This is a genomic window from Leptolyngbya sp. KIOST-1, assembly GCF_000763385.1.
GTDB lineage: Bacteria > Cyanobacteriota > Cyanobacteriia > Phormidesmidales > Phormidesmidaceae > Nodosilinea.
In genome coordinates this window covers 803191-829548 of record NZ_JQFA01000004.1, presented here as the reverse complement: position 1 = coordinate 829548, position 26358 = coordinate 803191, and the positions used below count along the sequence as shown (strand labels likewise).

27 protein-coding genes are annotated in these 26358 nt (G+C 61.4%); 17 read left to right on the top strand and 10 right to left on the bottom strand.

Features of this window, described 5'->3' with window-relative positions; genetic code table 11:
• The first annotated feature begins 113 nt into the window (after positions 1-113).
• The 4 genes from NF78_RS20660 to NF78_RS20645 all read left to right on the top strand — a co-directional run bounded on the left by NF78_RS20660 (position 114) and on the right by NF78_RS20645 (position 2257).
• Complete coding sequence (locus NF78_RS20660) at positions 114-641, top strand: gamma carbonic anhydrase family protein (RefSeq protein WP_035991351.1); 528 nt, start codon at positions 114-116, stop codon at positions 639-641.
• 61 nt (positions 642-702) lie between these two features.
• Complete coding sequence (locus tag NF78_RS20655; RefSeq protein WP_035991349.1) at positions 703-1101, top strand: hypothetical protein; 399 nt, start codon at positions 703-705, stop codon at positions 1099-1101.
• Between the two features lie 6 nt (positions 1102-1107).
• The gene (locus NF78_RS20650; protein WP_035991347.1) at positions 1108-1443 is read left to right on the top strand and encodes a hypothetical protein; all 336 of its coding nucleotides are present in this window, start codon (positions 1108-1110) and stop codon (positions 1441-1443) included.
• A gap of 112 nt (positions 1444-1555) precedes the next feature.
• Positions 1556-2257, top strand: a complete 702-nt coding sequence (locus tag NF78_RS20645) for a tetratricopeptide repeat protein (RefSeq protein WP_081972802.1) — start codon at positions 1556-1558, stop codon at positions 2255-2257.
• A gap of 174 nt (positions 2258-2431) precedes the next feature.
• On the opposite strand, the gene NF78_RS20640 is transcribed toward NF78_RS20645, so the two are convergent.
• The 4 genes from NF78_RS20640 to NF78_RS20625 form a co-directional block, all read right to left on the bottom strand.
• Positions 2432-3127 (bottom strand): DUF6683 family protein, encoded by a 696-nt coding sequence (locus NF78_RS20640; RefSeq protein WP_035991345.1) that lies wholly within the window; start codon positions 3125-3127, stop codon positions 2432-2434.
• 126 nt (positions 3128-3253) lie between these two features.
• On the bottom strand, positions 3254-3775 hold the full coding sequence (locus NF78_RS20635) for a hypothetical protein (protein ID WP_035991343.1): 522 nt from the start codon (positions 3773-3775) through the stop codon (positions 3254-3256).
• A 115-nt stretch (positions 3776-3890) separates the two neighbouring features.
• On the bottom strand, positions 3891-4346 hold the full coding sequence (locus tag NF78_RS28475) for a cupin domain-containing protein (protein WP_156119902.1): 456 nt from the start codon (positions 4344-4346) through the stop codon (positions 3891-3893).
• 42 nt (positions 4347-4388) lie between these two features.
• Positions 4389-4874 carry a hypothetical protein gene (locus tag NF78_RS20625; RefSeq protein ID WP_035991341.1) on the bottom strand — a complete coding sequence of 162 codons (486 nt, stop codon included), beginning with the start codon at positions 4872-4874 and terminating at the stop codon, positions 4389-4391.
• A 235-nt stretch (positions 4875-5109) separates the two neighbouring features.
• On the opposite strand from NF78_RS20625, the gene NF78_RS20620 reads away from it, so the two are divergent.
• The 6 genes from NF78_RS20620 to NF78_RS20595 all read left to right on the top strand — a co-directional run bounded on the left by NF78_RS20620 (position 5110) and on the right by NF78_RS20595 (position 11444).
• The gene (locus tag NF78_RS20620; protein ID WP_052050790.1) at positions 5110-5412 is read left to right on the top strand and encodes a type II toxin-antitoxin system Phd/YefM family antitoxin; all 303 of its coding nucleotides are present in this window, start codon (positions 5110-5112) and stop codon (positions 5410-5412) included.
• On the top strand, positions 5409-5840 hold the full coding sequence (locus tag NF78_RS20615; RefSeq protein WP_035991340.1) for a type II toxin-antitoxin system VapC family toxin: 432 nt from the start codon (positions 5409-5411) through the stop codon (positions 5838-5840). Before NF78_RS20620 ends, NF78_RS20615 begins: the two co-directional genes overlap by 4 nt.
• Before the next feature lie 293 nt (positions 5841-6133).
• Positions 6134-9781, top strand: coding sequence for an NB-ARC domain-containing protein (locus NF78_RS20610; RefSeq protein WP_156119901.1), 3648 nt, complete (start codon positions 6134-6136; stop codon positions 9779-9781).
• A 243-nt stretch (positions 9782-10024) separates the two neighbouring features.
• Complete coding sequence (locus NF78_RS20605) at positions 10025-10609, top strand: TetR/AcrR family transcriptional regulator (RefSeq protein ID WP_035991338.1); 585 nt, start codon at positions 10025-10027, stop codon at positions 10607-10609.
• Positions 10606-10806, top strand: a complete 201-nt coding sequence (locus NF78_RS20600; RefSeq protein WP_156119900.1) for a hypothetical protein — start codon at positions 10606-10608, stop codon at positions 10804-10806. Before NF78_RS20605 ends, NF78_RS20600 begins: the two co-directional genes overlap by 4 nt.
• Positions 10807-10811: 5 nt before the next feature.
• Positions 10812-11444, top strand: coding sequence for a GNAT family N-acetyltransferase (locus tag NF78_RS20595; protein ID WP_035991336.1), 633 nt, complete (start codon positions 10812-10814; stop codon positions 11442-11444).
• A gap of 189 nt (positions 11445-11633) precedes the next feature.
• Here NF78_RS20595 and NF78_RS20590 read toward each other — a convergent pair whose 3' ends face one another.
• The 3 genes from NF78_RS20590 to NF78_RS33070 all read right to left on the bottom strand — a co-directional run bounded on the left by NF78_RS20590 (position 11634) and on the right by NF78_RS33070 (position 15390).
• Positions 11634-12161 (bottom strand): DUF937 domain-containing protein, encoded by a 528-nt coding sequence (locus NF78_RS20590; RefSeq protein WP_035991330.1) that lies wholly within the window; start codon positions 12159-12161, stop codon positions 11634-11636.
• Positions 12162-12261: 100 nt separating this feature from the next.
• Positions 12262-14775: a DUF4912 domain-containing protein gene (locus NF78_RS20585; protein WP_081972796.1), complete on the bottom strand. Its 2514-nt coding sequence runs from the start codon at positions 14773-14775 to the stop codon at positions 12262-12264.
• Positions 14776-15267: 492 nt separating this feature from the next.
• Entirely contained in the window at positions 15268-15390 is a 123-nt protein-coding gene (locus NF78_RS33070) for a hypothetical protein (RefSeq protein WP_263970666.1), read from the bottom strand.
• On the opposite strand from NF78_RS33070, the gene NF78_RS20580 reads away from it, so the two are divergent.
• From NF78_RS20580 to NF78_RS20565, 4 genes are all read left to right on the top strand, one after another.
• Positions 15389-17902, top strand: a complete 2514-nt coding sequence (locus NF78_RS20580; protein WP_035991328.1) for a cyclic nucleotide-binding domain-containing protein — start codon at positions 15389-15391, stop codon at positions 17900-17902. The genes NF78_RS33070 and NF78_RS20580 overlap by 2 nt on opposite strands.
• Before the next feature lie 236 nt (positions 17903-18138).
• A complete protein-coding gene (locus NF78_RS20575; protein WP_156119899.1) occupies positions 18139-19002 on the top strand; it encodes a hypothetical protein in 864 nt (287 codons plus the stop codon).
• Positions 19003-19350: 348 nt separating this feature from the next.
• Positions 19351-19548, top strand: a complete 198-nt coding sequence (locus NF78_RS20570; protein ID WP_035991324.1) for a DUF4089 domain-containing protein — start codon at positions 19351-19353, stop codon at positions 19546-19548.
• Complete coding sequence (locus NF78_RS20565) at positions 19545-20918, top strand: AtzE family amidohydrolase (protein ID WP_035991323.1); 1374 nt, start codon at positions 19545-19547, stop codon at positions 20916-20918. The genes NF78_RS20570 and NF78_RS20565 overlap by 4 nt, the downstream gene beginning before the upstream one ends.
• Before the next feature lie 96 nt (positions 20919-21014).
• Here NF78_RS20565 and NF78_RS20560 read toward each other — a convergent pair whose 3' ends face one another.
• On the bottom strand, positions 21015-21908 hold the full coding sequence (locus NF78_RS20560; RefSeq protein WP_035991321.1) for a polyphosphate kinase 2 family protein: 894 nt from the start codon (positions 21906-21908) through the stop codon (positions 21015-21017).
• A gap of 142 nt (positions 21909-22050) precedes the next feature.
• Between NF78_RS20560 and NF78_RS20555 the strand changes: the two genes are divergently transcribed.
• The gene (locus tag NF78_RS20555) at positions 22051-22968 is read left to right on the top strand and encodes a DUF72 domain-containing protein (protein ID WP_035991315.1); all 918 of its coding nucleotides are present in this window, start codon (positions 22051-22053) and stop codon (positions 22966-22968) included.
• Between the two features lie 28 nt (positions 22969-22996).
• Here the strand turns inward: NF78_RS20555 and NF78_RS20550 are convergent, their stop codons facing one another.
• Positions 22997-23218, bottom strand: coding sequence for a DUF4327 family protein (locus tag NF78_RS20550; protein ID WP_197064931.1), 222 nt, complete (start codon positions 23216-23218; stop codon positions 22997-22999).
• Between the two features lie 617 nt (positions 23219-23835).
• On the opposite strand from NF78_RS20550, the gene NF78_RS20545 reads away from it, so the two are divergent.
• A complete protein-coding gene (locus tag NF78_RS20545) occupies positions 23836-24117 on the top strand; it encodes a hypothetical protein (RefSeq protein WP_035991312.1) in 282 nt (93 codons plus the stop codon).
• A 128-nt stretch (positions 24118-24245) separates the two neighbouring features.
• On the opposite strand, the gene NF78_RS20540 is transcribed toward NF78_RS20545, so the two are convergent.
• On the bottom strand, positions 24246-25985 hold the full coding sequence (locus tag NF78_RS20540) for a PhnE/PtxC family ABC transporter permease (protein WP_035991310.1): 1740 nt from the start codon (positions 25983-25985) through the stop codon (positions 24246-24248).
• A 20-nt stretch (positions 25986-26005) separates the two neighbouring features.
• Here NF78_RS20540 and NF78_RS31945 point away from each other — a divergent pair, with 20 nt between their 5' ends.
• Entirely contained in the window at positions 26006-26350 is a 345-nt protein-coding gene (locus NF78_RS31945; RefSeq protein WP_197064930.1) for a hypothetical protein, read from the top strand.
• The last annotated feature ends 8 nt before the right edge of the window (positions 26351-26358 follow it).

Genomic DNA, 26358 nt, shown 5'->3' with positions numbered 1-26358 from the left:
CGATATCCGTAGCTGCATTATACCTTTGGTAACTCAGCTCTCCCGGGCGCTGGGCATCCCATTGACGGAATCCGCTAACTTTTTTAGGAACCTGCTGAGAAAACTGGCTGACTATGGATGCTGCTTCTGCCTCACTCTGGCCCCAACCCGACCTGTCCCAGGCCGCGTTTGTCGCCCCCAACGCTACGGTGATGGGCCATGTCATTCTCCACGAAGGCTGTAGCATCTGGTACGGCGCAGTGCTGCGCGGCGATGTCGAACGCATTGAGGTAGGCCCCTACAGCAATGTGCAGGATGGGGCCATTCTCCACGGCGATCCGGGCCAGCCGACGGTGCTGGCCGACCACGTCACCGTCGGCCACCGGGCCGTCATCCACAGTGCCTACATCGAGCGGGGCTGCCTGATTGGCATTGGCGCGATCGTGCTGGATGGGGTGAGGGTGGGCAGCGGCAGCATTGTCGGGGCCGGGGCAGTGGTGACGAAAGATGTGCCGCCGCGATCGCTGGTGATGGGCGTACCGGGCAAAGTCGTTCGCGATGTCTCCGACCAGCAGGCCCTGGAGCTGCTGGAGCACGCCCAGAAGTACTACCAGCTCGCCCTCGCCCACGCCGGGCGCAGCAACAACCTGGGGTTTGTCTGAAACATTTATTGTTATGCTAAGGACTGAGAGTAGAAACCTAGCTTAATGGGCGGTACACATCGTGGATATTCTCATTGAATCAACCAAAGGGTTTGAAAAAGACCTAGACAGGTTGAGCCATGACGAAAAGGCTTTAGTTGCCGAAACGATCAACGCACACGCAGACCTTTTCTCCACGCAAAAAGCCCACGTATTTCGCAAACTTCATCGTCTTACTTTAGGTATTGACTTAAATGGGTATGAGTCTTCTCTATACATATTAAGAGTTTCAAAGGGACTAAGAATAATTTTGGCAGTGGACGAAGATCCCATTTTTGATCAAGTTATTTTTACGCTTTTTCGAGTGGTAAATTTGGCCGATGCAACCATGACATATCAAGCTATAGCTAAATCTTTGTATCAGGAAATCGTTCCTCGGAAGATTGTTCGTCATGGTCAAGAAACCATCCAAGCCTCATAAGTGCGTATGGCACAAACTTTGACTCTCTGTGATGAATATGGAGTGATCTACCAGGCAATGAGGATTTTTCCCGATGATCATTTGAAAACTAGCTTCTTAAACGCTTTAGCTGAGCTTGAAGATGCCGAGTGTCACAGAACGAGAAGATTTCTAAAGACCAGGCTTCACAAGATAAAGGGCGTCAAGCAAGCGATCTATCGGGCTGACATTGATAAAACTCCAGGTTGGCGAATTCATATTCAATATGTCAATGGTGAGATTCACCTCAAAGACGTCATTGAAGGCCAGAAGCATGATGATGTGCTTGACGTAATCAAATCAAAAAAGTTGCGCTATGAGTAGGCTGGGTTTGTGTCGGTTGTTATGTTTATTTGCTTTTTGCCTGCTCTGCGTTACAGGCTGGAGCTTTCCTGCCCAGGCACAATCCGATTCATCCGAGCTATCGCTTCAGGTAGTGCAAGACATTTCTGATCTGCGCCAAAAAGCCTTTGCCGCGTCTCAAAAGGGGCAGTTTGCCGAGGCCGAAGCCTACTGGAGTCAGCTAATTGAGTACCTGCCCGATGAGGCCGCCCTGTGGAGCAACCGGGGCAACGTGCGGGTGAGCCAGAACAGGCTGGCGGAGGCCCTGGAGGACTACGACCGGGCGGTGGCCCTGGCCCCCGAGCAGCCCGACCCCTACCTCAACCGGGGCGCGGCCTTAGAAGGGCTGGGGCGGTGGGAGGAGGCGATCGCCGACTACAGCCAGGTGCTGGCTCTCAACCCCGAGGATGCCGCCGCCTACAACAACCGGGGCAATGCCGAGGCGGGCCTGGGTCAGTGGGAAACCGCCCTGGCCGACTACCAAAAAGCGGCCGACCTCGACCCCAAGTTTGCCTTTGCCCGGGTCAACGCCGCCCTGGCGGAATATCAGCTGGGCCACGCTGAGGAAGCGATCCGCCAGTTCCGTAGCCTCACCCGCCGCTACCCCAACTTTGCCGACGCCCGCGCTGCCCTCACCGCCGCCCTCTGGGGCCAGGGCCAGCTCGGCGAGGCCGAGAGCAACTGGGTGGCGGTGGTGGGCCTCGATGGGCGCTACAAAGACCTCGACTGGGTGCGCACCGTGCGCCGCTGGCCTCCCGCCATGGTCGCCGCCCTGGAGAAGTTCTTGAATCTGTAATTACAGTCTGTCGCGGGTGTTTTCGCTGTATACCCTGCCCGAGGAATTGCAGGCGGTGTTGCAGATTCTCAAGGGCATTGGCGGGGCGATCGCCCCACCGCAGAGTTCCTAGACGGTTGCCCTAGCGTTTCCCTACTGGACAGGCCAGAGGCTTATCCCACCAGCGGCCCCTGCTCAGGAGGGCGATAGGATGGCGGTCAGCACCGCCTCGACCATGGCCTGGGCCTCGGCCACGGAGGCGGGATCCCCGACCTCGTGGCCTTCGAAGAAAAGGGCCAAAGGCAGCGCCGCCGAAATCACCAGGATCTCGTAGAGTTCTTGCTTGGCCTGGGCGCTGAGGGTTTGAAAGTGGGCATCGCTGGACAGCGCCTCGTTAAAGTTTTGCAGCATTGCCTCCTGGTCGGACTGGCTCAGCTCTGCGCCGTTGTTGAGGATGTAGTGGCTGGTCAACAGCAGGTACGTCATTGCTCCGGCCACGTTGTTTTGCAGGCGCTGCTCGCCCTCCTGCCCCAGCCAGTCGTGGTAGAAGGTCAGCAGGTCGCTGTAGACGGCGGCCATTTGCTGCCGTTCGGTGGGGCTGAGGGCGGGGTCGGCGGCCAGCCGCTGGGGCATCAGCTGGGCCGCCACCGGCCGAAAGGTGCTGGCGCTGAGCGGGGCCGGGGCCGCTGGGGCCGAGCTGGAGGAACTCCCTTCGATCATGCGCTGAAAGGCGCGGTTCATGATGGCGGTGTCGGCACTGCTGGAGATGGGGTTGTTCCAGGTGCTGAAGGTGTAGGGGTTGGTGAACTGGGCCTCGGCGGGACGGGGGGCGGCGAGGCTGAGGGTGGCGGTGGCGATCGCCGCAGTCAGCAGCTTGAGAGGTCTAATCATAATGGGGCTCCATTGGGCTTCAGTGACCTGCGATTTGGCAGGGCGAATGGTATTTGCCCTGCGGTTTGGCCTTGGGGGAATCGGGGCTATGGGATCGGATGTGTTGGTGAATTGTTTGACAGAGTTCTATTCCGCCAATTGAGATAAATGCGGCGTGGGCTGGCCCTGGGAGACTCGCTTGGCCAGGGCCACCTGGTTTTCCAGGGCGCTGAGAAAGTTAAGGCCGCCGTTGAGGGGGGCAATTTCGATCACCAGCAGTTCGCCGCCCTCAGCAAAGATGCGGATGATATCGCCCGTTACGGGTTGCTCTTCGTGCTCGATGCGGGCCACCTGCACCAGGGGAATGCTGGTGTTGCCCCTGGGCCGGTGGTAGAGCACGCGGCGATCGGTGAGAATGGCGGCCTCGGTGCCCTTGAGGGCAATGGTGGCGTCGTAGTAGGCGATTACTTTCTCATCGGGCTCTAGCAGTTTGGTCGTTTCGAGGTATTCCTTGGCGTAGGGCTCCAGGGTGCTGGTCACGCGCACACCGCCTTCGGGGCCAAAGCTAAAGAAAACTACAAAGCCAATGGCGGCGATCGCCAGTCCACCGACGGGCAGCCCCAGGCCAATCCACAGCCACTTGAAGGGTTCTGGTTGGGTTGCTTGCATGGTTCACTCCAATTCAAAATTCAAGGTTCAAAACGCTAGATCCCTGGGTTCTAGCTGAGATATTTCGGTGACAGCTATCAATGGGCTTTGGAACCCAGGGATCTGTAGCAGAGATCTACAGAATGCGGACCGAGTGGCGATCGCAGATGGCGAAGAACTCCTCCATATCTGCCGGGAGCTGGACGCCGCTGCTGCCCACTTCCCGGTAGAAGCCCTCGGAGAAGCCCGGCAAAATAATCAACAGCCTGGCCTCCGCAGAGCTAATCCGAAAACCGTGGGCGATGTTGGCCGGGAAATAGATCGAGGCTCCGGCGGCAGCTACCACCTCGCGGCGGCCAATGGTGACCTCTAGCTCACCGCTGAGAATGTAAAAGGTCTCTTCCCAGGGGTGGGTGTGCAGCGGTGCGCCATTGCCCAGGGTGTCGCTGGCTTCGTACATAACCCACTGGTCTTGGGTGGCGGTGCGATCGACTTTGACCACCATCTCGTGGGTCAGCATTTGAAAGCGATCGCCCTCCCCAGGGGCCAGCACTTTGGGGGCAGAGGGGGCTTGGGCAATAACATTAGCCATGATTAAAATCTCCAAAGGTGAAAATGGGGCAATGGATATCTCTTAGCTGCGGGTGGGCACCATGGCCAGTTGGGCCTCCAGGTGCTCCAGGTTGGCGGGGCTCATGGTTTGCAGATAGCCCTCGGCCATCTGGGGGGGCAGCAGTTCCAGCATCAGCCGGTTTTCCACCCAAAACTCCACCAGGTCAAACAGGCCATCGCGGTTGCAGACCAGGGTGCGCCACCCCTGCCGCTGGGCGATCGCCTCAATCTCTGCCTGGCTCACCGGCACCGACACCGCCGCATGGACCGCCGTGAAATGGTAGGGGTGGGCATTCTGGCAAAAGCTGGCCTCATCCTGCCCCTGACCCGGCATAATTTCGCTGCCGATGGGGTAGACCTCGAACAGGGTGCCGTAGACATCCTTGGCAGCGACAGCGTAGGCCCCCTCCAGGGGCGGGAAGGGCATCACGCTGCCCTGGCACAGTTCGGCCAAAACCTGCGCCACCCGGTGGGGATCCTTGGCCGGAATCGACATGTGGTGAATCATACAAACCTCCCAATCAGGGAAAAAGCGGAGAGAAAAAGCCAAACCCAGGAAAAAAGCGGAGAACCTGGGCGGGAAACGCTTGTGGTGAACGTTTCGTTGTTCTAACTATCGCTTCCCCACCCCGGGCATACCAGGGAAGATAGAGTAAGTTAGGCGGTAAGTTTAAAGGCAAGATTCAGCCTACCGTCGCCGCCTGGTTACAATACGACTAGTACTAGTCGGATCAGCTGTGGCCATGGCCCCCTTACCATCGAGCGATTCCCAGCTGCACAACCTGGAGCAGTTTCGCAGTTGGAAATTGGAAGACGCTAAAGCTCACCTCAGTGAGGTGGTACGCATGGCGCGGGATACTGAACCCCAGCGCATTACTGTGCGAGGGCAAGATGCGGTGGTGATGCTGTCGGCCCAAACCTTTGCCCGACTTTTGCCGTTGCTGGCAGAGCCCAATCTCCACCACCTGCTGAGCCAGTCACCCCTCAGCCGCCTAGACTTCGAGCAACCCAGCGTTCAAGCTCCTGTGCGCCCAATAGAACTATGAAAGGGTGGCTACTTGACACTAATATTGTCTCTGAGCTGCGCAAAACCAACTGCCATCCAAACGTCAAGCAGTGGACAGAACGCCAGCCACCGCAGTCGTTTTACCTGAGCACAGTAACTCTGGCAGAAATTCGCTTTGGCATTGAGCAGCTTGAGGATTTGACCTTTCGCGAAGAACTGAGCCAATGGCTCGACGGCACCCTACGGCCCTGGTTTGCCGATCGCCTATTGCCCCTTGATGAAGACGTGATTCTGATCTGGCGGCAACGGGTCGAGCAGGGCCGCAAGCGGGGCTATACGTTTAGCCAACCCGATTTATTTATTGCAGCAACCGCTATCAAGCACCATCTCTGCGTGGTGACCCGCAACGTCACCGATTTCGAGGAGGCCCAGGTACCCGTGCTCAACCCTTTTGTCTGGACTCCATAAATACAGCGGTTGTCATCCCCAATCTCAAGGGGTAGCTCTGATTCTAAGGGTTCCGATTGCGAAGTGGGCCAAATGTTGTCCAGAGCTTCCGATTATCTGGGGAGGTCAGTGAATCAAGTTTATTGTTTTTAAAGCTGATTCTTAAGTCTTTCATGGCATGATTTCCTTCAAGCTGGAACCGATGCTCTGAGGGAGACAGCCCGCGACAGGCAAGGGAGGTGCCTGCCCGCCATGGAGCTAGAGCAAGGGTAGAAAATTGGGTGGAAAAAACGCGATCGCAGCGGCGGCGAGGAGTGACCTTGACCCCCCAGGGGTTACAAAAGTTACAACAAGCCCAGCGCCAGATAGAACTCCAGAGCAACTACGGCCAGCGGCTCACCCTAGAGCAACTGTGCGATCGCACCCAGCTTTCCCTCAAAACCATCACCAAAGTCCTCGACGCCAAAGTCACCGTCGATCGCCACACCCTCGAAGCCTTCTTCGCCGCCTTCGACCTCATCCTCGATCGCGCCGACTACAACTTCCCCGACACCTCTCCACCATCCCCAAGAACTCCACCCTCCCACCCATCCACCCATCCACCCATCCACCCATCCACCCATCCACCCTCCCACCCGTCCACCCATCCACCCTCCCACCCATCCACCCACCCACTCCCCCAACCCCACACCTCCTGGGGCGAAGCCATCGATGTCTCCTTCTTCTGCGGCCGCACCCAGGAACTGGCCCTGCTGGACCAGTGGGTAGTGGGCGACCGCTGCCGCCTGGTGGCCCTGCTGGGCATGGGCGGCATGGGCAAAACTGCCCTGTCGGTGAAGCTGGCCCAAACCCTGCTGCCCCAGTTCGAGTTTGTGCTGTGGCGCAGCCTGCGCGATGCCCCCCAGATGAGCGACCTGCTGGCGGATCTGCTGCCGATTTTGTCGCAGCAGCAGGAGGTTAAGCTGCCCCCTGGCCCCACCGCCCAGATTGCCCGCCTGCTTACCTATCTCCGGCAGCACCGCTGTCTGCTGGTGCTCGACAACGGCGAAACCATTCTGCAAGGGGGTGGCACCATTGGCCACTACCTGCCCGGCTACGAGGCCTACGGCGACCTGTTCCAGCAAGTGAGCGAAAGCGACCACCAGAGTTGTTTGATTTTGACCAGCCGCGAAAAGCCAGGGGAAATCGCCGCCCTGGAGGGCGACGGGCTGCCGGTGCGCTCTTACCTATTGCCCGGTCTTAAGGCCAGCGACAGTGAGATCCTCTGTGGGGCCAAGGGCTTGAGCGGCACCCCCAGCGACCACCAGCAGCTGATCGATCGCTACCGGGGCAATCCCCTCGCCCTCAAAATTGTCGCCACCTCCATCCGCGACCTGTTTGGCGGCAGCATCGGCGAATTTTTGCAGGACAACACCCTGGTCTTTAGCGGCATGCGACGGCTGCTGCAACAACAGTGCGATCGCGCCTCGGATCTCGAAAAGCAGATCATGACCTGGCTGGCCATCCATCGGGAATGGGTGAGTCTGGAGCAACTCCAGCAGGACCTGGGCACGGCAATTTCCCGGCGGCATCTGTTGGAGGCGATCGAGGCGCTCCACCGCCGCTCCCTGGTGGAACGGGGTGAGCTGGGCTTTACCCAACAGCCCGTGGTGATGGAATACCTGGTGGAGAGCCTGCTGAAGGAGGTGTTCGACGACCTGATCGCCTGGGGCGAGCCCAACCCCCCGGACCTGCGCGCCTACCCCTGGTTTCATCGTTACTCCCTAATTCAGGCCAGCGCCAAAGACTACATTCGCCAGAGCCAGGTGCGGGTCATCCTGACGCCCTTAGCCGAGCGTCTCAGGGTAGAGCTCTGCCCCTCCGAACGCCTGGAGGCCCACGCCCGACATCTGCTGGCCCAGGTCAGAGCCCGCTTTGCTGGCACCCCCAGCTACAGCGCGGGCAACCTGCTCAACCTGCTCCATCATCTGGGTTTAGACCTCACCGGCTACGACTTTTCTGGCCTCTGGATTCGGCAGGCCTACCTGGTCAACACCCCCCTGCACCAGACCCACTTCACGGGGGCGACCTTTGAACACACTGTCTTTGCCGAACCCAGCACCTACAGCCGGGCCGTGGCCTTTAGCCCTGTGGGAGACATGCTGGCCACCGCCGACTTCAACTACCTGCGCCTGTGGCAGGTCTCCACCGGGCGGCTGATGCGCACCATGCGCTGGACCTGGCGGATGGTGTTTAGCCGCGACGGTAAATGGTTGGCCAGCGGCTGCACCGGCAATGTGATCAAAATCTGGGAGGTGGCCACCGGGCAGTGCCTGAGGGTGCTGGAGGGTGAGGAAAATGGCGGATCTTCAGTGGCCTTTACCCCCGACAACAGCATTCTGGTGGGCACCTACCACAACCAGGTTCGCCTCTGGAATACCGGTACCTGGGCCCTGATCGGTGCCCTGGAGGAGCACAGCCATCGGGTTACCTTTGTCGCCATTGCTCCGGTGGCCGATGCCCAGGGCCGGGTGATGATGGCCAGTGCCAGCCACGATCGCACTGTCCGCCTGTGGGACTTGCAGCGCCGCCAGTGCCTCCATATTTTGCGAGAGCACACCAACCTGGTATGGAACCTGGCCTTTAGCCCTGACGGGCAGCTGCTGGCCACCAGCAGTATGGATGGCACCATTCGCCTGTGGGAGGTGGCCACCGGCACCTGTCGTCGGGTGTTGAGCGGCCACACCCACATCGTCAGCGCCTCGGTGTTTGTTCCGGGCACGAATCTGCTGGTTAGCGCCAGCTTTGACCAAACTCTCAAGTATTGGGATATTGACCAGGGCACCTGTGTGCACACCACCGTGGCCCACCGGGCCGAGGTCTGGGGCGTGGCCTGTGCCCCCGACGGCTCTCAGTTGGTCAGCGTGGGCAACGACAAAGCGGTCAAGTTCTGGCAGGTGGATACCAAACGGTGCACCAAAACCATCCAGGGAGCCTCCAGTCAGATCTATGGGGTGGTGGCCCTTGGCCCAGGGCTGTTGGCCAGCGGCGGCGATGACAACGTGGCCCGTCTGTGGGATATTGCCACCGGCACCTGCCTGAAGGTGCTGGAGGGCCACACTAGCTGGGTCTGGGGGGTGGCCACCAGCCCCGATCGCCAACTGCTGGCCACCGCCAGCGGCGACGGCACCGTCAAACTGTGGGATGTCACCCGGGGCCACTGCCTGCGCACCCTCACCGGCCACAACGCCAATGTCTATGGGCTGGCCTTTAGTGCCGACGGCCTCACCCTGGCCAGCAGCGGCGTCGATGCCCTGGCCAAGCTGTGGGATGTGGCCACCGGGGAGTGCCTGCGCACCTTCGAGGGGCACCGCAGCTGGGTGTGGGACTGCGTGCTGGCCACCCACCAGCCCTGGCTGGTCACCGCCAGCAATGACGAAACCATCAAAATCTGGGACATTCACACGGGTGACTGCCTGCGCACCCTCACCGGCCACGGGGAGCGGGTCTGGGCGGTCGCCCTATCGCCCGACGACAGCCTGATCGCCTCGGGCAGCGAAGATTACAGCGCCAAGCTCTGGGACCCCACCACGGGGGAATGCCTGCACACCCTCACCGGTCACACCAGCCAGGTCAAGGCGGTGGCCTTTGACCCCACGGGAGAATTTCTGGTGACCGCCAGTCAGGACTGCACCCTCCGGGTCTGGAACCGCCAGGGGGATTGCCTGCACCTGTTAACCGGCCATACCAGCTCCGTGTCGTCGCTGACGTTTTTGCCCAGCGACCCCCACGGTCAGAACACCCCTGCGGTATTGGCCAGCGGTAGCCACGATGAGACCATCCGCCTGTGGAACATTGAGACGGGCGAGTGCCTGCAGGTGGTACGCAACCCCCGCCTCTATGAGGGCATGGCCCTAACCCAGGCCCAGGGGCTGGACGAGTTTGCGATCGCCGCCCTGCAAGAACTGGGTGCCCAGGTCTAGGAGCTTCTGCACAAGCAGATTCGCCATCCCCTCCTCGGAGGGGTAGGGGTGGGTCAATCTTTGCCAGCCAGGCAACGGCCCCATCAAGAGGCTCGCATTTTGCCCCAGATCTGACCCACCCCGCCCTGCGGGCACCCCTCCGCTGGAGGGGACAGCGTTACCCTAAGCTAACGCAGACCAAGGGCTTGCCATATTAAAAACTCGTGCTATTCTTAAAAATAACGAGCGCTCAGTTAAAAATAAATGCCCAAGGTTGTCGACCACGACCAGTACCGCAAAGAGCTGTTAAACCAATGCTTTGACCTGTTTGCCGAGCATGGTTACGCCAGCCTCACCACCCGGCAGATTGCCAGGGCGCTGAACGTTTCCACCGGCACGCTGTACTACTACTTCCCCAGCAAGGAGGATTTGTTTATGCAGCTGATCGAAGAGATAACTACCCAGGATTTGCTGCGCGCCAGTGCCGAGATCGCCGGGTTGCACAGCCTGCGGGAGCGCATTCTGGCCCTGGGAGATTTCCTGGAAGCCAACGAAGACTACTTCATCAAGCAAACCCTGTTGATGATGGACTTTTACCAGCAGGCGGGGCTGGGGCCATCGCGGGTGAATGAGGCCGTGCAGCGGGCGAGCCTGCGATCGCGCGACGAAATCATGACTGCCCTGCAGATCGACAGCCCCCTGCTGGCCACCCACGTACTCTGCCTGGTCGATGGCCTGATCTCGGAGCGCATGGTCAACCCGGAGCTGGTGTCGTACCGGCAGCAGGCTGAGCTGCTGGCCGACCTGCTCACCGCCTACCTGGAGAAATCGCCGGGAGGCCAGCCGTGAACCTCAGATCCCTTATGGTCTGGTGCCGCTACGGTCGCCGCCGGGTCTACCCCTGGCTGGTGCTGACGGTGGCGGGTTGGCAACTGCTGGTGGAGTGCGGTCAGGCCCGCGATCGCGCCGCCATTCGCTGGATGGCCACCCTGGTCAAAATCGACAGTGTCAAGTTGACGGAATTTTTCAACGATCTGCTCTGGTGAACCCCATGGAAACCCTATCCCCCCTGCCCCTTCTGCAACCGACCCAGTTCGATGCCGCCACCGATCTGCTCTGTGCCGCCTTTGCCGACGACCCCCTGTTCAACTACCTGGTGCCCGCCGATGTGAGCGATCGCCAGGACGTGATGACCTACCTGTTTCGCATGCTGCTGCTCTGCGGCAGCGGCCACACCTATGGCCTGAACGATGACAATGACCAGACCCTCAAAGGCGTGGGCATTTGGCTGCCCCCAGGCGAAACGGTGGATCTGCTCGACCTGTTGCGGTTCGGGCTGTACGAGCTGCCCTTTCGCCTACCCTGGCAGTACCTGCTCCGCTGGCAGTCCGCCCTGGCCCTCGATCGCGACCACAAACAGGCCATGCCCATGCCCCACTGGTACCTGATGCTGCTGGCGGTCAGCCCCCGTTACCAGCGCCAGGGCGTCGGCCACCAGCTGATGCAGCCGGGCCTGGAGGGCAGCGATCGCGTCGGCCAGCCCTGCTACGTCGAAACCTCCACCGAGGGCGCGGTGCGCTTCTACCAGCGCCACGGCTTTGAAATTGTCAAAACCGGCCCCTTCGGGGAGCAGGCCCCAACCTTTTGGACCCTGCGGCGAGGAGGTGAAGAGGTAAGGAGGTGAAGAGGTGAAGAGGTGAGGAGGTGAGGAGGTGAGGAGGTGAGGAGGTGAGGAGGTGAGGAGGTGAGGAGGTGGCGTGATTTCAAACCCGAAAATCCACCCTCCCACTCTCCCACCCATCCACCCATCCCACCCAAAAAAAACGCCACCCAAGGGCAGCGCATCGGAGAGGTTGTAAGCAAATCCATCCAGCTACTGGGGCGGGTTCAAAAAGCGCCCGGCAAACTTCATCACCGTGCCCAGGTCGGTGGTGTTGGCAGTTTCTGGGTTAAGAAAGGCTCCGAGTAGCGGGTTGCCCCCGCTGGGGGCACCGGGCTTGGCGGCTCCCATGCCGAGTAGACCCATGACCACGGGCAGCAGCTTGGGCAGCAGGGTTTGAATCATGCCGGGGTTCATGCCGCTTTTTTGAGCGACGGCCTGAATGATTTGCTGCTGCATCTGGGGTGGAATGGCCGAGGTCAGGGCGGCGGCCCCGCCCGCTCCGGCGAGCTTGCCGAGCATGCCGTCGAGCTGGCCTGCCCCCAGGCCGGAAGCCTGCTGCTGGAGGGCGGGTTGGAGGGCTCCGCCCAGGGCGTTGAGCAGCGAACCAACCTGATCGCTGCTGAGGCCCTGGCTACCGGCCAAATCTTGCACTGAGCCGAGCATCGAGCTGAGCTGGTCGATACTGCCCTGCTGGTTGGGGTTGTTGATCGAGCTGAGCACGTCAAAAAAGAGCGACATAGGGTTTCCTTTCTGTAAGTTGGAATCTGTAAGTTGAAATGACAGGTCAAGGGCGCTGGCCCTGGGGCAGAAGGGCAACCCAGGGCTGGTGAGACTTGGGTCAGGCGGCGGGGACGCGCACGTGGAGCGATCGCACCAGCTGTAGCCACTGGCCGCTGTCGGTGAGGTAGCCCAGTTCGGCCACGTAGTCGCGATTGGGGACGGGGATGGGCACGTGGCAATCGGTGTCGTTGGGCTGCAGGATGTACTCCTGGGTGGCGTGGGCGGCCTGGTAGTCCAGCTCCAGGTTGGTCGCATCGTGGACACGCAGGGCCAGCATGCGGCCTCCGTCCTGCTGGAGGGCGTCCCGGTGGGCTGGGGCAGTTTCCCAGTAGGCGTAGGCGGCATCGGCGGAGCGGGGCACCAGAATAATCTTGCTCTCGACCCCCATATCGGTACGGCGACCTACCCCAGCGGCGAGGCCGGCTTCCGCATCGGCCATAGAGGACGCGCCCGGGTCTAGGTTAGGGTTCCACAGGGTAGCGGCTCCCACCCCAGCGGCGGCGATGGCAGCGCCCGGAAGCGGGGCCTCGGGAACTGGGGCGGCGACTGAGCTGCCATTGATCAGGCCCACCGCAGCGCTAGCAGCGCCCAGGGATGTGCCCCCAGCAGCGGCGGCGGCGGCACTCGGACAGGCGGGTACCCGTACCGGCTCAGACTTGGCCAGGGCCTGCCACTGGTAGCTGCCATCGACGTAGCCGATTTCGACCAGGTAGTCGCGATCGCCGATGGCGATAGGCAGGTGCAGGTCGCCAGGGGTCGCCAGGGGAGCGCTAAATTCCTGCAGGCTGTTGAGGCCGTGGCCGTTCCCCGGCAGCTCGGTGACGTCGTAGAGTCGGGCCTTGAGGGTACGAGAACCGGTTTTCAGCTCATCTACAATGCCCTGGGGCAGTTCCCAGTAGGCATAGGCCGTTTTGCAGTCGCGGGGGGTGAGGATAACTCTGGCTGGGGCAACAGTTTGGGCTGGACGCGCCGCCGCCGCCCCTGCTGCTGCCGCCCCCAGGCCCGCCGCCGCCGCCGCCGCCGTCCCCAAACCCGGTGCCGCCTGGGTGACGGTGCTGGGGCAGGCAGGCACCCGCACGTGGGCCGAGCGGGCCAGGGCGTGCCAGGTGTTGTCGCCGCCCAGGTAACCCAGCTCGACCAGGTAGTCGCGGTTGTCGACGTCGACGGGCAGGTGGCGATCGCCTACGGCTACCGTGTCGCAGTCAAACTGGTAGGTGCTGTGGGGAGACTGGCGATCGACGTCGGCGATGTCGGTGACATCGTGGAGCTTCAGCGCCAGGGAGCAGTTCTGCTGGCGCAGGGCCTCCACCTCCGCCTCGGGCAGCTCCCAGTAGGCGTAGGCATCGCGGCAGTTTCGGGGGGTGAGTATGATGCGGCGATCGGCGGCGGTTGCCAGGGGGGCTGCTGCCAGGGGACCAGCCGCCAGGGGGGCCGAGGCACGGTCTTTGAGCAGCCACCAGAGCAGCCCGCCCAGCAGGGGCAGGGCCAGCAACCAGGGCCACCAGGGCAGCCCTCGGGTGGGGGCGGGGGCCACCGCCACCGAATCGGCCTGGTCGAGTGTGGTCTCTGGCGTCGCTGCGGCCCCTGCCCCTGGCACAGCTTCGGTCTCGGCCTCGGCCTCGGCTGTGGGCTCAGCAGCGGGGGCGACGGCGGCAGCCCGAGCGGCTTCAATCAACTCTTCGTTATCGGGATTAGCGGCAAACCCCAAGAAGGCCAGGGCTGCCGGGCTCGCCGTTTCGGCGTTGTAGACGTAGGACAGCGGCTGGGAGAAGGGATAGCGCTGGTCATCGGGCAGGGTGTCGTGCATGGGCACAATGCTGACCGCCGGGTTGTTGAGGGCCTGCTCGGCGATCAGGTAGCTAATGCCGTTTGCGTCGAGGCTGGAGGCAATCGCTTCGGCACTGGGCTCGCTCAGCGTCACGGCATTGGGAACGGCCTCAAAGGGGGCGGCTTCAAACACCGGATAGTTGCGAAAGGCCTGGCGAGTGTCGCTGGTCTCTGGATGGTCGACCAGCACGATGGGAGCATCCTGGCCACCGACCTCGGACCAGTTGGTGATTTCGCCGCGAAAGATCTGAGCAAACTGCTCGATGGTCAAACTGCCGGCGAAGGGATTTTCAGGGCTGATTAGAATGGCTATTTTCGAGCGGCTGACGGGCACCTCACGCAGCCCGGCGCTGACTTCGGCCTCGCTGAGGGCACGGCCCACGGCGGCCAGGTCGGTGTCGCCAGCGAGTAAGGCCTGAATGGCGTCGTCAGCGCTGTCGTAGGTGACCTCCACCTCGGCGTCGTCGTAGAGGCTGGAAAAGCGCGATCGCAGGGCATCATTGACCAGCCGCATGGCCTCCGAACTGCCGATGACCAGCTGGCTACCGGGCTCCAGGGAGGTGGGGATTTCGACCCCCTCCAGGGGATTGGGGGGCTGGGCCCAAAGGATTTTATCCGGCCCAAGCCCGAGGGTGGTAACTACCAGCAGAGGGGTGGCCGTCATCCACAGCAAGGGCCAGCCTCGGCGGGTTGCCCTAGGGTTGGCTAGAGCGCTGGGGGCAGGGGCACCGTGGCGTTTAAACATACTCAATCACCAGAATGTTTGGACGTCAAAGAAGACCATAGAAACCAGTTTCAATCCATCGAGCCGCAGGGCCATCACGCCCACAATCTTTAAGGTTGGTTCAAGCCAGTTCAGCAATGTCTAAAGCACAGAAAATAAACCAAGTAAATTCATCCTGAGTCCTGCCGTTGCTTATCCAAAGCGACCAAAGCAACCTTTATTTCGACAGAAAAACCCTGACACTCGCGTGGGCGAGGCGGGCATTCTGCCGATGCAGGGAACATATTTGTCCTACAGTTTTCACGATTTGAACAGGTTTTTTAACGCCTGAGCCGATCGATGGATCTGCAGAAAGAACAGCAACAGCATGCCACTGTTTTCAGCATCAAGACTTTAAATCAAAAACATAAGAAATTCATAAATGCTCTCAAAACCTCTGAGTTTTCATTCCGAGTGGGCGTAGCCCCGCTGTTATCAAAGGATTTTGACCACAATTGATGACACGCCCCAGGTCTACTTGGCGCGGCTGAAGGCGATCGCCGCCGCAATGATTAAGCTGAGTAATACCAGAGGCACCCAGAGGTCATTTGCCATCATCATGGGGGCTACACCGTGGGAATCGTGGGTGAATGTCATGACTGTATCCGACCGGGTGATCTTTTTGCAGGAGCGCACGCCCCTGAGTTTGCTGCCTGCGACCACCCTGACGCCCCTGGCCCAGCGTTTAGAGCCCCTCACCCTGGCGGCGGGGGATACGGTGGTCGAGGCCGAACGAGACCCCGAGGGACTGTACATTCTCTGGCAGGGCAAGCTCGAAACCGAGGCGGACCTGGGGGGCGTCAGCTTTTTGCCCGGCGCGGTGCTGAACCTGGAGGCGCTGCTGCTGGAACAGCCCGTGGCCCAAACCATCCGCACCCTCACGGACAGCACCCTGTGGTTTATCGATCGCGCCCAGTTTCAGGCCCTGGTCGAGCAATACCCCGGCATTTTGCAGACCTTTACCCGGCAGCTGGTGGACGCGGTCAAGCGGCTGTCCTTTCAGTTTGACCGCGAGCAGGAGCGCCAGGGGGTGCTGCGCCCCTACCTGGTGGCCAAGGCCAAGCGGGGAGTCATTGGCCGCAGCCGCTACGGCGATCGCCTGCGGGCCGAAATTCGCCAAGCCGCCAGCCATCGGCGATCGGTGCTGATCTTTGGCGAGCCGGGGCTGGAAAAAGACAACCTGGCCGCCCTGATTCACTTTGGCTCCATCCAGCGGCGGCAGCCCATCATCAAAGTCGACTGCGGCCAGCTCCAGGCCAGCGGGGCTGACCTATTTGGGCGATCGGGCGGCAGGCTGGGCCTGCTGGGGGCGCTGGGGGCAGGCACCCTGGTGCTCAACAACCCCAACGAACTGGATGCCGAGCTGGTCGAACCCGTGGCCGAGCTGCTCAAAACCGGGCAGTACCGCCCCGTGGGCCGCAACGGCGACGCCCCGCTGGTCACCTCCGAAGCCCGAATTATTCTGCTCTCCGAGCAGGGGCTGCCCACCCTCAATGAAGCCATCGACGACACCATCAAGGTGCCGCCCCTGCGGGTGCGCAAGGCCGACATCGAAGACTGGGTCAACTACTACCTGTCGCTAATCTGCCGCCGCCGGGGTACCGGGCGCATCACCGTTGCCCCCGAGGCCATTCGCCGCCTGCAGTCCTACGACTTCCCCAACAACCTGCGGGAGCTGGAGAACCTGGTGGAGCGGGCGGCGGCCCAGCTCTCCGGCGGCGGCCTGATCACCGAAGAAATCATCTGGCCCGCCCAAAGCAAAAAGAAACAGCTGCGGCTGAACCTGCTCAACCGCTACCCCGGCCTGCGCCGGTTTCTGCGCAGCCCCTGGTGGCCCGATCGCATCAACTACGGCCTTACCCTGGGCCTGTTTGCCGTCGTCGTGGCGGTGCTCTGGCTTGGCCCCCAGGCGCGAGACCAGAACGTGGCGCTGACCGTGTTTTGGGCCTGGTGGTGGCCCCTGGTGCTGCTGAGCTTTCCGGTTGTGGGGCGGCTGTGGTGCGCGGTGTGCCCGTTTATGATCTACGGCGAAGTCACCCAGTGGATTTCGCAGCGGCTATTTCCGGGAAAACTCAAACGCTGGCCCCGTCAGGCCGCCGAGCGCTGGGGCGCCTGGTTTCTGTTCGCCCTATTTGCCCTGATCTTGGTGTGGGAAGAGGTGTGGAATCTAGAAAACACCGCCTACCTCTCCGCCTGCCTGCTGCTGCTGATCACCGCCGGAGCGATGATCTTCTCGGCCCTGTTTGAGCGCCGGTTTTGGTGCCGCTACCTGTGCCCCATCGGCGGCATGAACGGGATGTTCGCCAAGCTCTCCGTGACCGAGCTGCGGGCGCAGCAGGGCACCTGCTCGGCGGAGTGCACCACCTACCAGTGCTACAAGGGCGGCCCCGCCAAAGGGGAGGGCCAGGAGACCAACGGTTGCCCCCTGTACTCCCACCCGGCCCAGTTGGAAGACAACCGCGACTGCGTGCTCTGCATGACCTGTCTCAAGGCCTGCCCCCACCGCTCCGTCGAACTAAACCTGCGCCCCCCCGGTATCGAGCTGTGGACCACCCACCGCCCCCGCGCCGCTGAGGTGGCGCTGATGTTTTTGCTGCTGGGGGCAGTGTACCTGCACCGTCTGCCTGAAATCCAGACCCGGCTGGGCATTCAGCTGCCCACAGAGACAGTGCTGGGCCACAGCCTGGTCTCCCTGGGGGTGCTGGCGCTGCCCGCCCTGCTACCCCTGGGGGTGGAGGGGGCGCAGGGGCTCTGGCGCAAGTCCCGGGGCCTATCCCCCCGACCTGTGGTGCGGCTGGCCTACGGCTATCTGCCCCTGGTGTGGGCGGCCAATTTGGCCCATTATTTGCGCCTGGGTCTGGGGGAGGGGGGGCGCGTTTTGCCCGTGTCTTTAGCCACCTTTGGACTCTCAGGGGCAAATCTGCCGGTTTGGGTTGCCCACCCAGCAGTGGTAGCCTTTCTACAGGGAGCAACGCTGCTGTTGGGAATGGGGTTGTCGGTGTGGCTAACCACCAAAATTGGTCGCCAGTCGAGTTTGCAGCGCTGGCTTCAGCACGCCTGCACGGTCCTGCTGGGCCTCAGCCTGTGGAGCCTGATTCCGGGCTTTTAGCCAGGCCACCGTCGCGGTTGAAGCAGGGTGCGGCCCCTATCGATCTAATCCCCGCCGCCGTGTAAAGTTTCAGTAGGGTTCAGTCCTAAAGTAGTGCCCCCCACAGTTGCGTCCAGGCCCGGCCTGATAGGGTACAGCTTACCCCCGCCAAAGCGCCCCTACGACCGCCCCTACCGTTTCCGTCTACCGTTCAAAATCGTCACCCTGCTCCGAGTTCCTCTTCATCGGTTTCGCTTATGTTCCAGGAAAGCTCGCTGGACTTCAAGCTGGTTCAACGTGTTTGTTTGCTGCAGCAGGCCCTCGACCAGGCCAAAGAATCCCTAGAAGACATGCAGGAGCAGTTGGCTAACCACCAGATGCTCCAGGCTCATCTCGTCCAAACCGAAGAATATTCCAACGTTCAGCAAAAAATCATTGTCAACCTCAAGCAGCAGCTCGAGGCCAAAGACCAGTGGCAGCACGAGGTTCTCGACCAGCTGCTGGGTGGGGTGACAGGCCTGGTGACCGACCAGCAGCTGGAGCTAGAGCGGCTGCGGGTGCGGATTCAGCAGGGCCAGGCCGAGGTGCAGGACTACCTGGTGCGGCTCAAGAACCACTACCAGAACTTGGCCCTGGGTCGCCCCTCCGGGCAAAATTTGGATTTGAACTCTGAGGTGATGATCGCGCGATCGCTCACGGTTAGCCTTAGCAGCCAGCTCCAGGCGGCCCAGCAGCACATTCAGCACCTCGACAACACCCTCACCCGCCACCAGGTTACCCTGGCCCGGATGCAGGCCTACGTCAACGCATCCCACCAGGGGGTAGGGGGGGGGATCGAACCGCCCATGTCTCTCGCCCTGCCCCCCGCTTCCCCAGAGCAACCCTCAGAGGCGGACGATCCCGTGGCACTGCGGGCCATCATTGAGGCCCAGCGGCAAAAAATCGCCGAACTCAGCACCGAGCTGGGGCAGCAGTTCCACCAGCAGACCAGCCTCAAGTACCGCTGCCAGGAGATCGCTGCCGAACGCGACGGCCTGAAGCAGCGAGCGGTGGCCCTCAGCCTGGAGAACGAGGCCCTGCAGGAGCAGATCTGGCAGCAGGAGTTGGATAGTGTGGGGTGAAGGGGCGCTGTTTGCGGATCAGGGGCTACAGGGAGGGATTCCCCACGAACAAGGGGCTGATTTAGCCGCAACGGTTTAACCGATTATCCATCCCACGATCTCAATGGTGGCCACCTTTGTCGGAGTAGAGGGTATGACCATCAGGAGCACGGCGTTGGAGATATTTTTTTCTGCAAGCGCAAAAGTAGCCATTGGGCTACACACCTCTGAGCCGCCCTGAGCATTATTGCTCATTGCAGAACTGGGATAAACTTAGCTCATGTCTGGATTGCGTTCGCTTTACTGAGCCATTTTTGGCAAAGCAAAAGGGTGAACTGGATTAGTACGTTGTAGATGTTATTGAGCGACATGAGCGCTGGACCGCCTGACTCAACTGCCCTGACCAACTATATTGATGCGATCGCCACATCCCTGGGGCTTTCCATTCCCGCCGAGATTAAACCGGGGGTGGTGGCCAATGTGGAGCACCTGTGGGAGCTGGCCCAGCCCGTGCTGACCTTTCCGCTGCCAGATCCGGTGGAAAGTGCTGCCACCTTTGAGCCATGAGCAAACCGCCCGATTCCCTGGCCCTGGCCGCTGCCGTTAAGGCCGGGAAACTGTGTGCGGCCACGGTGGTGGAGGGGGCGCTGGACGATATCGCCACTCGCGACCCAGCGCTGAACTGCTTTACGGCGGTGACGGCAGCACGGGCGCGATCGCAGGCCCAGGCCATCGACACTGCCGTCGCCGCAGGGGAAAACCCCGGCCCCCTGGCGGGCGTTCCCTTTGCCGTCAAAAACCTGTTTGACATTGCGGGGCTGACTACAATCGCGGGGGCCAAGCTCAACCAGAGCCATCCCCCAGCGGTAAAGGATGCTACGGCGATCGCCCGCCTCCAGCAGGCCGGGGCGGTGCTGGTGGGAGCGCTGAATATGGACGAGTACGCCTACGGCTTTGTCACCATCAACGCCCACTACGGCACCACCCCCAATCCCCACGACCCGACGCGGATGGCGGGCGGCTCCTCGGGCGGGTCGGCGGCGGCGGTGGCGGCGGGGCTGGTGCCCTTTAGCCTCGGCTCCGACACCAATGGCTCGATTCGCGTACCCGCTGCGCTGTGCGGGATCTACGGCCTCAAGCCCACCTACGGCAGGCTGTCGCGGGCAGGGTCGTTTTTATTCTCCAGCAGCTTAGACCATGTGGGGCCAATGGCCAGGTCCCTCGCCGACCTCGCCACCATCTACGACACTATGCAGGGGCCAGACCCAGGCGACCCCGTCTGTACCCAACGGCCCCCAGTGCCCGTCACTCCCGCCCTTACCCAGGGAACCGAGGGGCTGCGGATTGCCCAACTGGGGGGGCATTTTGAGCGGGGCATGGAGCCGCTGGTGCGCAAGGTTTTGACCGAAGTACTCCATGCCCTAGGAGTCTCTGCACAGGTAGAATTTCCCGAAACCCACCGGGCTCGGGCCGCCGCCTACATCATCACCGCCTGCGAGGGCAGCCAACTGCATCTGGAACGACTGCGCCAGAGCCCGATGGACTTTGACCCAGCCACCCGCGATCGCTTTTTGGCCGGAGCGATGATTCCTGCCGCCTGGTACCTGCAGGCCCAGCGGCTGCGGCGCTGGTACCGCGATCGCGTCCGCGACATCTTTCAGCCCTACGACGTACTGATTGCCCCAACCACCCCCTGCGTCGCCCCACCCCTCGACCAAACCATCTTAGAGATCGACGGCGACACCTACCCCCTGCGCCCCCACCTGGGGTTTTACACCCAGCCCCTTTCGTTTATCGGGTTGCCGGTGCTCTCTGTGCCCATTCACCGACCGGGACAACTGCCCGTGGGTGTTCAGCTGATAGCCGCACCGTATCAGGAGGCGCAGTTGTTTCGAGTCGCCGCGCGGTTGGCGGAAAACGGAATGGTGAGGAGGTGAGGAAGATGAGGAGGTGAGGAAGGGTAAGTCCAAATCCAAAACCTAAGACTTCCTCATCCCCTCATCCCTCCATTCCCTTATCCACCCCCCACTCACCTACTCCTCCTCACTTTCCAGCATCACCTTTGCCTCCTGCAGCCGCTCCAAATGGTTTTCCTCCAGTACGGGGTAGGCCAGATCTAGCGACTCCAGCTTCTGCTGGACTAGACTGGCCACCGCCAGGCGGGTAAACCACTTGTGGTCAGCGGGTATGACGTGCCAGGGGGCCCAGTCGGTACTGGTGTGGGTAAGGGCGTCTTCGTAGGCGATGCGGTAGTCGTCCCAGTGGCCGCGCTCTTTGGCGTCGCCGACCGAAAATTTCCAGTTTTTGTCGGGGCGATTAATCCGCTTGAGAAACCGCTGCCGCTGCTCCTCCTTCGACACGTTGAGAAAGAATTTCATCACCAGAATGCCGTTGTTGACCAAGTATTTTTCGAAGTTGTTGATGTCTTCAAATCGCTGCTGCCAAAGGTTTTCGCTCTTGAGGCTGTCGGGCAGCTGCTGGGTGTTCAAAATTTCGGGATGCACCCGCACGATCAGCACCTCTTCGTAGTAAGAGCGGTTAAACACGCCGATTTTGCCGCGCTCGGGCAGGGCTTTGCTGGCCCGCCACAGGTAGTCGTGGTCGAGTTCTTCGCTGGAGGGCTGCTTAAAGCTGACCACGTGGCAACCCTGGGGGTTCACCCCCGACAGCACGTTTTTAATCGTGCTGTCTTTACCCGCTGCGTCCATCGCTTGAAAGATCAGCAGCAGGGCGTAGGTGTTTTGGGCGTAGAGCACGTCCTGGTACTTGGCCAGTTCCCCTACGCTGACCTGCAAAAGGTCCTTGGCCTCTTTTTTCTTCAGGGCACCGGTAAAGCCCGAGTCAAAGTCTTTCAGGTTGACCTGGGTGCCAGGGGCAATCACCATCGAGTCGGGATGGAGAGCAGCCAGAACAGAGGAAGATTCCATGGATAGCACGGTAAACGGCAGGGAGAGGGACAAAGATTACCTTTGCCAAGTGGGGTTTCAGCATAACGAACCCTGACGGGAGCGTCCAAAACTCCGGGCAACCCTTCCTTAAACTAGAATCGGGCAGGGTAGTAGGAAAGCCATGGCAGGACGTTACTTTACCGGGTGCGCCGTGTGGGCGTTCAAAGACTGGGTGGGCAGCTTTTACCCCAGGGGCAGCAAGGCGGGAGACTTTTTGCGACTCTACGGCGATCGCATGACCGCCGTGGAGGGCAACACCACCTTCTACTCCATGCCTGACGCCAAAACCATCGATCGCTGGGCGGCCACCATGCCCCCAGGGTTTCGGTTTTGCCCTAAGCTGCCCCGCGCGTTTTCCCACCAGGGCAAACTGGTGCCCTTTGTCGAAGCATCCCACCGATTTCTACAGACGCTGATGCCCCTGGGCGTTGGCGCAGCTCCAGCGGAGAATCGCCTGGGGCCACTGTTCATTCAGCTGCCGCCCACCTACGGCCCCGAGCACCTGGCCGATCTGAGGGATTTTCTCGCCCGCTGGCCCCGGCAGCAGTCCCCGATCGCCGTGGAGGTGCGCCACTTGGGGTGGTTTGCCGAGCCCCACGCCACCCGCCTCAACCAGTTGCTCACCGGCCTGGGGGTGGGTCGGGTGCTGCTGGATACCCGACCGATCTACGACTGCATCAATACCCCCAGTGACGACCCGCAGATCGGCTCAGAGCGCAAAAAGCCCAAGCTGCCGCTACAGCCTGAGGTGACGGCGGCGTTTACGATCGTGCGCTACATCAGCCACCCTAACCTGGCTTACAACCAGCCCTACTTCGACGAGTGGGTGCCCCGGCTGTGCCAGTGGCTGGCGGGGGGTACCGACGTCTATTTCTTTGCCCACTGTCCCCAGGAGGCCCGGTCCCCAGCGGTGGCCCGCGAGGTCTATCACCAGCTACAGCAGGCCGGTGCCCCACTGCCCCCGCTGCTGTGGGATGTGGTCGCACAACAAAGGGCCGAGGAAGAAGCCTCCTCGACCCAGCTCAGTTTGTTTGGATAACGGTTGAAATGGCCACGGGAGTGACAGTCTAGTCGTTTTCCCAGTCTTCGCGGCCCATGAGATCGCCCACGCGATCGCGCAGTAGAAAACCCGAAGACTCTAGCTCAGTCTCCACCAGTGCCCACTCGCGGGCGGGGATGTGACGGCAGAGGGTATAGATGGGCTGCTGACGGCTAACTACGCCCTTTTGAATCAGCTGTCGGGCTTCGTCACGAATGATGTCGATGGAATAGTGGAGGGACTGAAGCATACCTAAACCCAGTTAACGACGGAGGAGCTGCACAAGACAAAGGTCAAATAAGCCAGACAAGAATCTTTAGATTCCGTATCCCAGTTTACTGATAGTTTTTAGGGTTTGACTAGCAGCTTGCGCTTATTTTCCCCTTAATGAAGAGGCTGTGCCATTAACAAATGCTGTAATTTTGTCGCCTAGCACACCATTGACTGTTGCGGTTCCGTAATATGCGTTATTTGCGATAATCAATGCGGCTTCTGCATAACACTGCGGCCGGATGGGTCTACGGGAATCCATTCTCCTCAGCCGCTACTCTAGACTAGTGCAGCGTCAAAGCTAAAAATTAGGGTTCCCGTAGGTTGGGTGGCGCGCTAGCCTGAGTTTGGTGTCGGGCGTGGCAACCCTGACGAGATAAGACGTGTAATTAGAATTGACAATACGCCCCAGGGTCAAAACGCGACATTGCAACCCATTAACGTTTACCGAATCGCTCTGCTCCGTTGGGTAGTCTAGTTTTAGGGCCATCGCTGGTACTGTGCAGATAAGCGGTTGGCAGCGGCTGACTGATTAGCCTTCATCCACAGCTACCCCGGCGCGTCCCGCGTCATCAGCCCCTACAGGGAGGATAGGTCATGAGCGTGACCAACGAACTCTTCTACCGAGCCAACGATCTGTGCCGCCGACGGGCCTACGAGCAGTGGCATCGCAAACAGAGCAAGCAGCAAATTCTGCGATCGCAGGTGGGGTTTCAGGCAATCCCCACCCATCGGCCCAGCCCCTGCCAGGGCTGCACCAACTACCATGGCATTGCCTACGGGACCAGCCGCGCCAAGCGCTGTATTCTGGTGTGCGCCATCCATCCCCACGGTTGGCAGGGGGGTGGGGAGTGTCCCGACTGGCGAGGTAAGGAGTAAGGAGTAGGGAGTGGGGAGTGGGGAGTGGGGAGTGGGGTTTTGGGTTGACGGCTGCGGCTTGCACCTGCCCCCTTACCCTCTACCCCTGACCCCTTACCCTCTACCCCTGACCCCTTACCCTCTACCCCTCACTCCCTCAGCACTCCGCGCAGCTGCTGGCTCACCGCATCCACGCCAAAGGTGAGGGCGACAAACACCGCCAGGGTAATCGTCACGCCGCGGTAGTCGAAGCTGCTGATTTGCTCCGTCAGCAGGCGGCCCAGCCCCCCGGCTCCCACCAGACCCACAATCACGGTTTCGCGCAGGCACACTTCCCAGCGATAGAGAATGTAGGCTAGAAAGCGCCCCAAATTCTGCGGCAAAATGCCGTAGGCTACGACCGCGCCGGGGCCAGCCCCCAGGGCCGAAAGGGCACGCACAGGGCGATCGTCCAGGTTTTCGTTCACCTCGGCCATCAGCCGGCCCAGAATGCCGAAGTTGTGCAGGGCCAGGGCCAGGGCTCCGGGCAGCACCCCCGGAAACAGCATGTACAGCAGCACCAGCGCCCAGATCGGGGCCGGGATGGCGCGGCTGATGAGCAGCACCAGTCGGCTGAGGCCCAGCAGTCCGTACTCCACCCAGGGCCAGGGCCGATGTTGCCCGATCGGCTGCAGGAGCCCCCCCGGCAGCAGCAGGTTTTGGGCCGCCGGCAGCGAGACGAAAATGCCGAAGAGGCCTGCCAGGGCGATCGCCACCATGGACATGGCCAGCGTCAGCCAGGCGAGCTGGGCCAGATTTATGATCTCAGGCCAGCTCGGCGGGGACGGCCAGCCGGTGGCCAGGAGTTCGCCCAGCAGCCGCTGGGTGCGAGCCGACCACAGCACCGCCACATCCAGCCCCAGAAACCACCCGCTCAGGGGGATGGCCAGCACCACCCCCAACCAGGACAGCCGCAGCCATCGGTCCTGGCGGGGGGCCTTCAGTCCAGGCCGGGGGGCAACATCCCCCGGTTTGCGGTTGATGTCGAGGCGGCTGGTAAAGCCCATGCGGCGGCGCACCAGGCCACTCCAGGCATCGACGGCCCCGTTGAGCAGAATCAGCGCGTAAAATCCGGTCCACAGCTGCTCATAGCGCAGGGACTGCAGGCTGAGAAAAATTTCGTAGCCCAGTCCCCCCGCTCCAATGATGCCCAGCACCGCCGAGGACCGCAGGGAGCACTCAAAGCGGTAGAAGGTATAGGAGAGCAGGTTGGGCAACGCCTGGGGCAGCAGGCCGTAGACCAGGGCCGCCAGCGGCGGCGCACCAGCGTTCAGGAGCGCGTACAGCGGCTCCTGGGGGGTTTCGTCCAAAATTTCTGAGAACACCTTGGCCACGATCGCGCCAAAGGGAATCGCGATCGCCAGCACCCCCACCATGGGGTCCAGCCCCAGCACCTGCAGCAGCACCAGTCCCCAGATCAGCTCGTGGATGGCGCGGGGAAAGGCCAGTAGCCCCCGCACCCCCAGCCACAGGCCCTGGCGCAGCCCCTGACGCGGCCCGCCGCCAGGCAGCAGCGTTTGCCACCACACCGCCGAGGAGAGCACTCCCCCCACCAGCCCCAGCCCCACGCTGAGGGTGGTGCCCAGCACCGCGTAGGCCAGGGTGACTAGCGCCGCGCGGCCCATCAGCGCCACAAACTCCGGGCTGAGGTCGGGGTGCAGACTGGCCAGCCAGAACTCCCGCAGCTGCGGCCAGCCGCCCCAGTTGATCAGCACCAAGCCGGGTCGGCCCAGCCCCGCCTGGTACGCGGCCAGGCCGAGGCCGATCAAAACCGCTAAAGCGCTGACCGTTTTTGGGTTCCAGAGGCTCGGTCGCTGCGGTATGGTGATAGTCTGTTGGGTGTTAACCATGTTCAGGTCGTCACGGTGCCATGGACGCTATACCCCAGCCTCACGGTTCTTCTCTGCCCAACTCTCTGTTTCAAAGCGCGGCTCAGTCCCTTTCTATAGATACAGTCCTTCGCCCCGTCAGTCTGGATACCGGGGATGGGTTCAGCGGCTATTTTACCGGAGTGGAGCCCCTGGCCGTAGCCGGAATGGCAGGCTTCTCGCCGTCTTCAGCCCCCCTCTCCCCCGTACTGGCCCAGCAGTTTGACCAGGATATTCTCGGCGATATGGTCGATATCTGGAATAACTTTGTCGAGTCGGGCCAGCTGTGGGCGCTGCTGTTTGGCATTGTGCTTGGCTATATGATCCGCAACCTGACCGCTTTTTAACCGCAATC

What these genes read in the sequence shown, in the direction of transcription:
- NF78_RS20660 (WP_035991351.1), top strand. Translation starts at nt 114, where the DNA reads ATGGATGCTGCTTCTGCCTCACTCTGGCCCCAACCCGACCTGTCCCAG.
- NF78_RS20650 (WP_035991347.1), top strand. Translation starts at nt 1,108, where the DNA reads ATGGCACAAACTTTGACTCTCTGTGATGAATATGGAGTGATCTACCAG.
- NF78_RS20640 (WP_035991345.1), bottom strand. Translation starts at nt 3,127, where the DNA reads ATGATTAGACCTCTCAAGCTGCTGACTGCGGCGATCGCCACCGCCACC.
- NF78_RS20635 (WP_035991343.1), bottom strand. Translation starts at nt 3,775, where the DNA reads ATGCAAGCAACCCAACCAGAACCCTTCAAGTGGCTGTGGATTGGCCTG.
- NF78_RS28475 (WP_156119902.1), bottom strand. Translation starts at nt 4,346, where the DNA reads ATGGCTAATGTTATTGCCCAAGCCCCCTCTGCCCCCAAAGTGCTGGCC.
- NF78_RS20625 (WP_035991341.1), bottom strand. Translation starts at nt 4,874, where the DNA reads ATGATTCACCACATGTCGATTCCGGCCAAGGATCCCCACCGGGTGGCG.
- NF78_RS20620 (WP_052050790.1), top strand. Translation starts at nt 5,110, where the DNA reads ATGGCCCCCTTACCATCGAGCGATTCCCAGCTGCACAACCTGGAGCAG.
- NF78_RS20615 (WP_035991340.1), top strand. Translation starts at nt 5,409, where the DNA reads ATGAAAGGGTGGCTACTTGACACTAATATTGTCTCTGAGCTGCGCAAA.
- NF78_RS20605 (WP_035991338.1), top strand. Translation starts at nt 10,025, where the DNA reads ATGCCCAAGGTTGTCGACCACGACCAGTACCGCAAAGAGCTGTTAAAC.
- NF78_RS20595 (WP_035991336.1), top strand. Translation starts at nt 10,812, where the DNA reads ATGGAAACCCTATCCCCCCTGCCCCTTCTGCAACCGACCCAGTTCGAT.
- NF78_RS20590 (WP_035991330.1), bottom strand. Translation starts at nt 12,161, where the DNA reads ATGTCGCTCTTTTTTGACGTGCTCAGCTCGATCAACAACCCCAACCAG.
- NF78_RS20585 (WP_081972796.1), bottom strand. Translation starts at nt 14,775, where the DNA reads ATGTTTAAACGCCACGGTGCCCCTGCCCCCAGCGCTCTAGCCAACCCT.
- NF78_RS20580 (WP_035991328.1), top strand. Translation starts at nt 15,389, where the DNA reads ATGACTGTATCCGACCGGGTGATCTTTTTGCAGGAGCGCACGCCCCTG.
- NF78_RS33070 (WP_263970666.1), bottom strand. Translation starts at nt 15,390, where the DNA reads ATGACATTCACCCACGATTCCCACGGTGTAGCCCCCATGATGATGGCA.
- NF78_RS20575 (WP_156119899.1), top strand. Translation starts at nt 18,139, where the DNA reads ATGTTCCAGGAAAGCTCGCTGGACTTCAAGCTGGTTCAACGTGTTTGT.
- NF78_RS20570 (WP_035991324.1), top strand. Translation starts at nt 19,351, where the DNA reads ATGAGCGCTGGACCGCCTGACTCAACTGCCCTGACCAACTATATTGAT.
- NF78_RS20565 (WP_035991323.1), top strand. Translation starts at nt 19,545, where the DNA reads ATGAGCAAACCGCCCGATTCCCTGGCCCTGGCCGCTGCCGTTAAGGCC.
- NF78_RS20560 (WP_035991321.1), bottom strand. Translation starts at nt 21,908, where the DNA reads ATGGAATCTTCCTCTGTTCTGGCTGCTCTCCATCCCGACTCGATGGTG.
- NF78_RS20555 (WP_035991315.1), top strand. Translation starts at nt 22,051, where the DNA reads ATGGCAGGACGTTACTTTACCGGGTGCGCCGTGTGGGCGTTCAAAGAC.
- NF78_RS20550 (WP_197064931.1), bottom strand. Translation starts at nt 23,218, where the DNA reads ATGCTTCAGTCCCTCCACTATTCCATCGACATCATTCGTGACGAAGCC.
- NF78_RS20545 (WP_035991312.1), top strand. Translation starts at nt 23,836, where the DNA reads ATGAGCGTGACCAACGAACTCTTCTACCGAGCCAACGATCTGTGCCGC.
- NF78_RS20540 (WP_035991310.1), bottom strand. Translation starts at nt 25,985, where the DNA reads ATGGTTAACACCCAACAGACTATCACCATACCGCAGCGACCGAGCCTC.
- NF78_RS31945 (WP_197064930.1), top strand. Translation starts at nt 26,006, where the DNA reads ATGGACGCTATACCCCAGCCTCACGGTTCTTCTCTGCCCAACTCTCTG.